At 71.5% G+C, this 7,307-nt stretch carries 8 protein-coding genes; 6 read left to right on the top strand and 2 right to left on the bottom strand.

Translation table 11 applies throughout. The features are described 5' to 3' along the window. The first annotated feature begins 200 nt into the window (after window positions 1-200). The 4 genes from pqqB to pqqE all read left to right on the top strand — a co-directional run bounded on the left by pqqB (window position 201) and on the right by pqqE (window position 3,255). A complete protein-coding gene (pqqB, locus tag ACFYQA_RS21060) occupies window positions 201-1,088 on the top strand; it encodes a pyrroloquinoline quinone biosynthesis protein PqqB (RefSeq protein ID WP_388919818.1) in 888 nt (295 codons plus the stop codon). 4 nt (window positions 1,089-1,092) lie between these two features. Then, window positions 1,093-1,791, top strand: coding sequence for a pyrroloquinoline-quinone synthase PqqC (gene pqqC / locus ACFYQA_RS21055; protein WP_388919815.1), 699 nt, complete (start codon window positions 1,093-1,095; stop codon window positions 1,789-1,791). Between the two features lie 89 nt (window positions 1,792-1,880). After that, window positions 1,881-2,126, top strand: a complete 246-nt coding sequence (pqqD, locus tag ACFYQA_RS21050; RefSeq protein WP_388919812.1) for a pyrroloquinoline quinone biosynthesis peptide chaperone PqqD — start codon at window positions 1,881-1,883, stop codon at window positions 2,124-2,126. Beyond that, on the top strand, window positions 2,119-3,255 hold the full coding sequence (pqqE, locus tag ACFYQA_RS21045) for a pyrroloquinoline quinone biosynthesis protein PqqE (protein ID WP_388919809.1): 1,137 nt from the start codon (window positions 2,119-2,121) through the stop codon (window positions 3,253-3,255). The genes pqqD and pqqE overlap by 8 nt, the downstream gene beginning before the upstream one ends. A 5-nt stretch (window positions 3,256-3,260) precedes the next feature. Here pqqE and ACFYQA_RS21040 read toward each other — a convergent pair whose 3' ends face one another. Beyond that, the gene (locus ACFYQA_RS21040) at window positions 3,261-3,797 is read right to left on the bottom strand and encodes a manganese efflux pump MntP family protein (protein ID WP_388919806.1); all 537 of its coding nucleotides are present in this window, start codon (window positions 3,795-3,797) and stop codon (window positions 3,261-3,263) included. A gap of 640 nt (window positions 3,798-4,437) precedes the next feature. On the opposite strand from ACFYQA_RS21040, the gene ACFYQA_RS21035 reads away from it, so the two are divergent. Then, window positions 4,438-4,761 (top strand): hypothetical protein, encoded by a 324-nt coding sequence (locus ACFYQA_RS21035; RefSeq protein ID WP_388919803.1) that lies wholly within the window; start codon window positions 4,438-4,440, stop codon window positions 4,759-4,761. A gap of 723 nt (window positions 4,762-5,484) precedes the next feature. Here the strand turns inward: ACFYQA_RS21035 and ACFYQA_RS21030 are convergent. Further along, window positions 5,485-5,781 carry a hypothetical protein gene (locus ACFYQA_RS21030; protein WP_364738564.1) on the bottom strand — a complete coding sequence of 99 codons (297 nt, stop codon included), beginning with the start codon at window positions 5,779-5,781 and terminating at the stop codon, window positions 5,485-5,487. A gap of 212 nt (window positions 5,782-5,993) precedes the next feature. Between ACFYQA_RS21030 and ACFYQA_RS21025 the strand changes: the two genes are divergently transcribed. Then, window positions 5,994-7,142, top strand: a complete 1,149-nt coding sequence (locus ACFYQA_RS21025) for a M50 family metallopeptidase (RefSeq protein WP_388919799.1) — start codon at window positions 5,994-5,996, stop codon at window positions 7,140-7,142. Window positions 7,143-7,307 lie beyond the last annotated feature (165 nt).

Here is a 7,307-nt window from a genome sequence, read left to right as displayed (position 1 = left end):
ACTTTTTTGCCTTCGGGGTTGGGGGCACCCGCCCCCGGGTGTTTGGGGGGGGGGGGGGGGGGGTTTTTTTGTGGGGGGGGGGGGGGTGGGGGGGTGGGGGGGGGGGGGCGGGGGGGGGCCCCCCCCCCGCCCGAGGGCTCGGGAGGGCCACAGACGGCCGGGTCGACGACGGCCCCGGATTCGATGAACGGAGTGTCGGCGTGTTGCTGCGGGTGCTGGGCTCGGCGGCGGGGGGCGGCTCTCCGCAGTGGAACTGCGGGTGCCCGGTGTGCGCCGCGGTCCGCTCCGGGGCCGGCCTCGCGCGCACCCAGTCGTCGGTCGCGGTCAGCGTCGACCGCCGCCGGTGGTTCCTCATCAACGCCTCGCCCGACGTCCGCACCCAGATCGAGGCCTTCCCCGGCCTGCACCCGCACGACGACCGGACGACGCCGCTGGAGGCGGTGCTGCTCACCGACGCCGAGCTGGACCACACGCTGGGCCTGCTTCTGTTGCGCGAGGCCCGCGCCCTGCGGCTGTACGCCACGCCGGCGGTGCGCGAGACCCTGTGTGCCGGCTCGGGGATTCTGCGCACGCTCGAGCGCTACTGTCCGGTCGAGTGGCGGGCAGTGATCCCCGGCACCGACCTCGCCCTGGCGGACGGGCTGTCCTGCCGGGCGTTCGACGTGCCCACCCTCAAGCGCGATCGGTTCGGAGCCGGGGTGGCCCACGGCCGCGTCGTGGGCTACCGGCTGACCGACGAGCGCAGCGAGGGGGCGCTGGTGTACCTGCCAGGGGTGCAATCACTGACGCCGACGCTGCGCGTGGAGATCAAGGGCTGCGCATGCCTGCTGATCGACGGGACCTGCTGGCGCGACGACGAGCTCGTACGGCTCGGCCTGGCCGGCAGGACGTCCCGGGAGATGGGCCACCTGCCCATCGACGGCCCGGACGGCAGCCTGGCGCAGCTCCCGTCGCTGGGCGTGGGGCGGACGATCTTCGTGCACATGAACAACACCAATCCGATCCTCCTGGAGGACGCGCCCGAGCGGCGTACCGTGGAGGAGAGCGGCATGGAAGTGGCCATGGACGGCCTCGAGGTCCAGGTGTAGAGCCGTGACGACGACAACCACGAGAACCGGTGCCGACGGCTTCGTCGAGACGTTGCGGGCCCACTCGCGCCAGTACCACGACCAGCACCCGTTCCACGTCCGGATGAACGCCGGCCGGCTGAGCCGCCGGCAGATCCGGGGCTGGGTGGCCAACCGCTTCTACTACCAGGAGAACATCCCCCGCAAGGACGCCGCGATCCTCTCCAACTGCCCCGACCTGGAGGTCCGCCGCCGCTGGATCCGACGGATCGTCGAGCACGACGGCACCGCCGCCGGCGAGGGCGGCATCGAGGCGTGGCTGCGCCTCGGCGAGGCCGCCGGGCTGACCCGCGAGGAGGTCCAAGACCACCGGCACCTGGTACCCGGGGTGCGGTTCGCCGTAGACGCCTACGTGAACTTCGCCCGGACCCGCCCGTGGGTGGAGGCGGTGGCGTCCTCGCTCACCGAGCTGTTCGCGCCCGACCTGATGGCGGCACGGCTGGCCGCGTTCGAGCGGTGGTACCCGTGGATCGACCCCGAGGGCCTCGCCTACTTCCGCGCCCGCCTGGAGCAGGCCCCCCGCGACTGCGAGCACGCCCTCGAGGTGGTCACCGCGCACTGCCTCTCCGCCGAGTCCCAGGCGCGCGCCGTCGACGCGCTGTCGTTCAAGTGCGACGTCCTGTGGAGCCTGATGGACGCCGTCGACCAGGCCTACCCGGAGTGACCGCCATGGACCCGATCCATACCGCAACGACTCGGACCGGAACCAGGACCCGCCCCTGCGTCGGGGTGTCCGGCTCGGACCGGCCCCGGTTGGCGCGCCATGTCCGGCTGACCTTCTGCCGGACCAGGCAGCGTCAGGTCCTGCAGCTCCCCGAGACGGTGGTGGTTCTGAACGGCAGCGGCGCGGACATCCTCGAGCTGTGCGACGGGCGGCACACCGTGGCCGAGATCGTGGCCGAGCTGGGCGCGCGCTACCAGACCGTCCCCGACGACGAGGTGCGGCAGTTCCTGACCCGGCTCGTCGCCCGGCGCTGGATGGAGCTCTCCGATGGATAGCCCGTTCGGGTTGCTCGCCGAGCTCACCTATCGCTGCCCGCTGGCCTGCCCGTACTGCTCCAACCCGCTGAACTTGGCCGGCTACCAGGACGAGCTGGCCACCGACGAGTGGCGGCGGGTGCTGGCCGAGGCCGGCGAGCTGGGGGTTCTGCAGTGCCACCTGTCCGGCGGGGAACCGCTGCTGCGGCGCGATCTGGTGGAGATCGTGGCGGCCGCCCACGACCTGGGCCTCTACACCAACCTCATCACCAGCGCCCTCGGGCTCTCGCGTCCGAGGGCCGAGCAGCTGCGGGCCGCCGGCCTGGACCACGTGCAGATCAGCATCCAGTCCGACGAGCCGGCCGTGTCCGACCGGATCGCCGGGACCCCGTCCTTCCAACGCAAGATCGAGGCGATGGGCGTGGTCAAGGAGCTGGGCTGGCCGCTCACCATGAACGTGGTGCTGCACCGGCTCAACATCGACCGCGTCGCCGACGTGCTCGGGCTGGCCGAGGAGGTGGGCGCCGACCGGGTGGAGCTGGCCAACACCCAGTACTACGGCTGGGCCTGGCGAAACCGTGACGCGCTGCTGCCGAGCCGGGCCCAGCTCGAGGCGGCCGAAGTCGTCGTACGGGCCGCCCGCGAGCGGTTGCGGGACCGCATGGACGTCATCTACGTCCTCCCCGACTACTACAGCCGCTACCCGAAGCCCTGCATGGGCGGCTGGGCCTCCCGGCAGCTGACCGTGACGCCGAACGGCGACGTCCTGCCCTGCCCCGCCGCCCAGTCCCTGCCGTTGCCGCGGGCCAGCGTGCGGGAGGACTCGCTGGAGTGGATCTGGGCCGAGTCCCCGGTGATGACCGCTTTCCGGGGGACGGACTGGATGCCGGAGCCCTGCCGGAGCTGCCCCCGGCGGGAGCTGGACTTCGGAGGGTGCCGCTGCCAGGCGTTCCTGCTCACCGGCGACGCCGCCCGCACCGACCCGGTCTGCCACCTGTCCCCCGACCACGATCTGGTCGCCCGGGCGGTCGAGGCCGCCAACGCCGACTCGCGGGCCGACGGTCTTCCGCTGATCCCCCGCCCGCACCGGGCTCGCCGGCCGGCCCTCCACCCGGGTGGAGAGGGCCGACCCGCTCCCGGGGTTGAGTGAGCGGGCTAGCCGAACACGAACGGCAGCGCCACAGCAGCGATGATCAAGGTGACCCCGCTCAGCAGGTCCGAGCGGATCCGGATGAGGCGCGCCGCGGCCCGCCCGAGCCGCAGCCCGATCAGCGACATCACCGCCGTCATGACACCGAAGACGGCGGCCGAGAACCACGGCGAGAGCCCGAGGATCCCCAGGCTCGCTCCGGCGACCAGGTTGTCCAGGCTCAGCGTCAGCGGGATGCCGAACAGCGCCCACGGGTGGTCCAACTCGTCCGGCTCGGGGTTGCGAAGGGCCGAGATGACGAGGTACAGACCGTACCCGCCGAGCGCGGCCGCGCCCACCAGCTCGGCGACGCCCCCGACGGACTCCCCGATCCGGCGACCGATCAACAGCCCGGCCAGGGGCATGATCGCGTCCCACAGCCCGAAGGTCAGCGCGACCTGCATCGCGCGCTTCAGACCGAATGGGACGGTGCCGAGCGCGATCGATACCCGGAAATTGTCAAGACTGAGTACGAAACCCAGGACCAGTATTTCCCAGATCATGGCGGCATCGCTGCCCGATGATGCCCGACGCGGGCAGGAACGATTCTGCCTCGGCTAGCACTCGCCATGTTAGAGATCATATCTCAGACGGTTCGCGAAATAAACCTGGTAAGCCGATTTCCGGAAATTTTTCGACCCTCCTCGCCCGACGGTGGTCCGCAGGCTTGCCAGGGCACCTGACAAGCGTATTCGCGGCGGTCCGTCCGCTGCAGCGCGCGGGGCTCGCCGCCTCACGATGGTCTACTCCCTGAAGCACTCCCGCATCGACGGAAATCCGCCGGAGCCAGGAGCCGCCTCCGGACGAGCCGACGGCCCGGACAATTGAATCGAGGGACCAATGCCATTTACTTAAGCCGAGGCGCTCCTCCAGGCGAGAGCTTGCGATTAATCAGCTGAGGCACTGGCTCCGGGAAACGCCCATCCGGCGTACGAATCAACGGACGATCGGTAAGCGGATTGAACCTGTACTGCGACAGAAGAGGGGGAACCTTTTCCCGGGCATCCTTCGCCTTGAGCCCTTCGACACTTACCGAGTAAGCCGTCCGCACCACCTCTTCGATGGTCGGCATCGGGATTACCTCGAGGGCAGCGGGACGCCGCCCTCGACGACCGGCTGTGCGGGCTCTGGCCGACCGCGCTGATGGTGACTCCTCGCGCGGCCGACCCCACCGACACCACCAAGGAGCGCGCCGCCCTCAACCGGCTGGCACTCGGCGCCGAGTTGATCGCCTTCGGCCGCGGCTTCCTCACCAACCCCGACTTCGTCGAACGCCCGCGGACCGACATCCGCCTCAACCCCCCGCAGGAGATCGGCCTGTACGCCGGCGACCACCGTGGCTACACCGACTACCCGACCCTAGACGAACTCGACGAACTCGACGAACTCGACGAACTCGACGAACAGACTGTCGCCGCAACCCCTTGCCGCCCATGGACCGGGCGGCGGTCCGCGGCGCGCACCTGAAGGGATTTCGGGGCGTGGCCACGCACCGCTGTCGACGCCGGCCGCGGCCGTCTCCGTCGTCGGCGTGGCTCCCTGGTCAGCGCCCTCCAGGAATTCTCCGTCTCCTCAGCGGCCGGAAGGGGCTGCCGCCAAGGGGTGGAGGCATCGTTGTCCGGCGTGCAACGCCGCAGCCGTTCCGCCATGACCTCTGCGTCGTCCCGCACCGAGACGGCCAGGAGGCTGAAGGGAGCCGTGAGCCGAAGTTCGACGCACACCACGGGCCTGCCGGGCCGTACTGCCACAAAGTCCTGCCCACCGGGGTGGCCCCGCGTGCCGACGCACAGCACGCCGGGAATCCAGACGCCGTGCAGAACCACTCCGCGCAGAGCCCGCCACCAGGCGGGCTCCACCGTCACCCGGCGTACGGCCGCCAGCGGCGTGCGCACATTTCCGCGGCGCGCGGCGGCCTTTTCCCACCACGGCAGGCGCACCACGAGGTCGTCGCCCTGCACGAGGATCCGTGCCATGTTCACTCCCTCCCTTCCCTCCTCGCTCCAGGCCGGGGGAGCGGCACGAAGGACGAGACCGGCCGTGGCCGCCGTCGTCTCTCGCGGACGGCTCGCCTGATCCACTGCCGCGTCATGACGCCTGCCGCAGACAACAGAGGCATCGGTCCGCACGGCACTACGCGTCGGGGGCGCGGAGGCCCGCTGCGTCATGCCGTCAGGACGGCTCGGCACAGTGCTACCGCTGGGGGACGCCGAGTTCGCGGCCGCGGTAGAAGCCCTCCCGTTCCTCGGCGACGTACGGGGTCATGGCCGCACGCCGCTGTGCCTCCGCCTCGGAGGACCGCCACGCGTCGCAGGTCTCCTGGGAGTCCCAGAACGACACCCCGGTGATCTCCTGTCCGTCCTCGGACCAGTAGGCGTAGGCGCGGCGAAGCCCCTGCGGGGCGGGTTCCGGCCGCCACGCCTTCTCGAAGTCCTCCAGGGTGTCCGGCCGAATGCGCCGCGTCGTCACCCAGACGAAGTGCTCTTCCATCGCAGCCTCCTCCGCAACACCGGTCGGCTCGCCGAGCTCTTCGACCACCGTAGGCCCGCGGCACGCTCTCCGCCTGCCTGGGACGCCGGCGCCGCCGATCCCGGCTCGCAGGCCTGGTCGCACGGACCGTTTCCTGTTACGGGGCCGACGGCAGACCATGGAAAGGGAGAAGGCAGTGCAGTCGGGGGCGGGAGCCGTCGGCGGTGAGGGCGATGAAGGGTTCGATCCGGCTCGGGAGTGTCCGGGGCCTGGCGCTGCGGGCGCACTGGAGCGTGCCGTTGCTCATGCTGCTCCTCGCGTACGGCCTGGCAGCCCGGACACTGCCCGGGTACGCGCCGGGTCTGGCGCCGGTGGTGTACGCGGTCGCCGGAGTGGCCGGAGCCGTGCTGCTGCTGGCGAGTCTGGTGGTGCACGAGGCCGCGCACGCGCTGACGGCCCGCAGAGCGGGGATATCCGTGCAGGACATGACACTGTGGGCGCTGGGCGGGGTCACTCGGATGGACCAGCCGACGACACCACGGACGGCCTTCCTGGTCGCCGTCAGCGGGCCGCTTGCCAGCCTGCTGCTCGGCGCCGCCGGCATCGGCGCGGCTGCCGCGGTCGCGGCGACGCCGGGCTGGCGGATCCCGGTCGCCGTACTGGGCTGGCTCGGTGGCACGAACCTGTTGCTGGGCGTCTTCAACCTGCTGCCCGCCGCGCCCCTGGACGGAGGCCGGCTGACGCAAGCCCTGCTGTGGTGGCGCACGGGGGATCGCGAGCGGGCTCAGCGGGCGGCAGGACGCGGTGGCCAGGTCGTCGGCATGGCGCTTGCCGTCCTGGGCTGGGTGACGTTCGCGCGGGGACTGCCGGCGGGATTGTGGCTGATCGTCGTCGGCCTGTTCGTGGCGGGCGCCGCGGCGGCCGAACGCCGGTGGGCCGAGCTGGTCACAGCCCTGCGGGGCGTACGGGTCGGGCAGGCGATGACCACTCCGGTGGTCACCGGCCCCGACTGGCTGACCGTGGACCGCTTCCTTTCCGAGGTGATCGCGCAGGCGGGGCACTCGGTGCTGCCGCTGCTCGACTTCGGGGGTCACCCCAGCGGCGTCGTACAGCTGCGCCGACTGGCCGGCCTGCCGTCCGAGAAGCGGGCGTCGCTGCGGGTACGCGACCTCGCGACCCCGCTGTCCCGATGCACGCTCGCCGCACCGGACGAGCTGCTGAACTCCGTTCTGGAGCGCCTCGGCACCACCGGGGCCCTCCTGCCGATCCTCGTGATGGACGACGGCCGGCTGAGCGGAATCATCACCGCGCACGACATCGACCGGTTCCTCCGACACTCGCGGCTTCCGTCGGCGCCCCCGCCGCCCCCCGGGCCGCCGTGAGAACGTTCGGCTTCCGCGTCCGGAGCGATCGGGCACCCTCGCGAGCCCCGTGTGCGGCAGACGTCCTGGGCCGTCGGAAGCGGGACATGATGGAAGTGCAGACGTGTTCCGTGAGGAGGAGTACGGCATGGCCGGGTCAGGCTCTGGCGGCACCGAGGGCGCGAG

This window comes from Streptomyces sp. NPDC005774 (assembly GCF_042871645.1).
Classification (GTDB): domain Bacteria; phylum Actinomycetota; class Actinomycetes; order Streptomycetales; family Streptomycetaceae; genus Streptomyces; species Streptomyces pratens.
Note: the sequence above shows the minus strand (reverse complement) of the source record. Positions and strands in the feature narration are given on the sequence as shown.

What these genes read in the sequence shown, in the direction of transcription:
- pqqE (WP_388919809.1), top strand. Translation starts at nt 2,119, where the DNA reads ATGGATAGCCCGTTCGGGTTGCTCGCCGAGCTCACCTATCGCTGCCCG.
- ACFYQA_RS21040 (WP_388919806.1), bottom strand. Translation starts at nt 3,797, where the DNA reads ATGATCTGGGAAATACTGGTCCTGGGTTTCGTACTCAGTCTTGACAAT.
- ACFYQA_RS21025 (WP_388919799.1), top strand. Translation starts at nt 5,994, where the DNA reads ATGAAGGGTTCGATCCGGCTCGGGAGTGTCCGGGGCCTGGCGCTGCGG.
- ACFYQA_RS21035 (WP_388919803.1), top strand. Translation starts at nt 4,438, where the DNA reads ATGGTGACTCCTCGCGCGGCCGACCCCACCGACACCACCAAGGAGCGC.
- ACFYQA_RS21030 (WP_364738564.1), bottom strand. Translation starts at nt 5,781, where the DNA reads ATGGAAGAGCACTTCGTCTGGGTGACGACGCGGCGCATTCGGCCGGAC.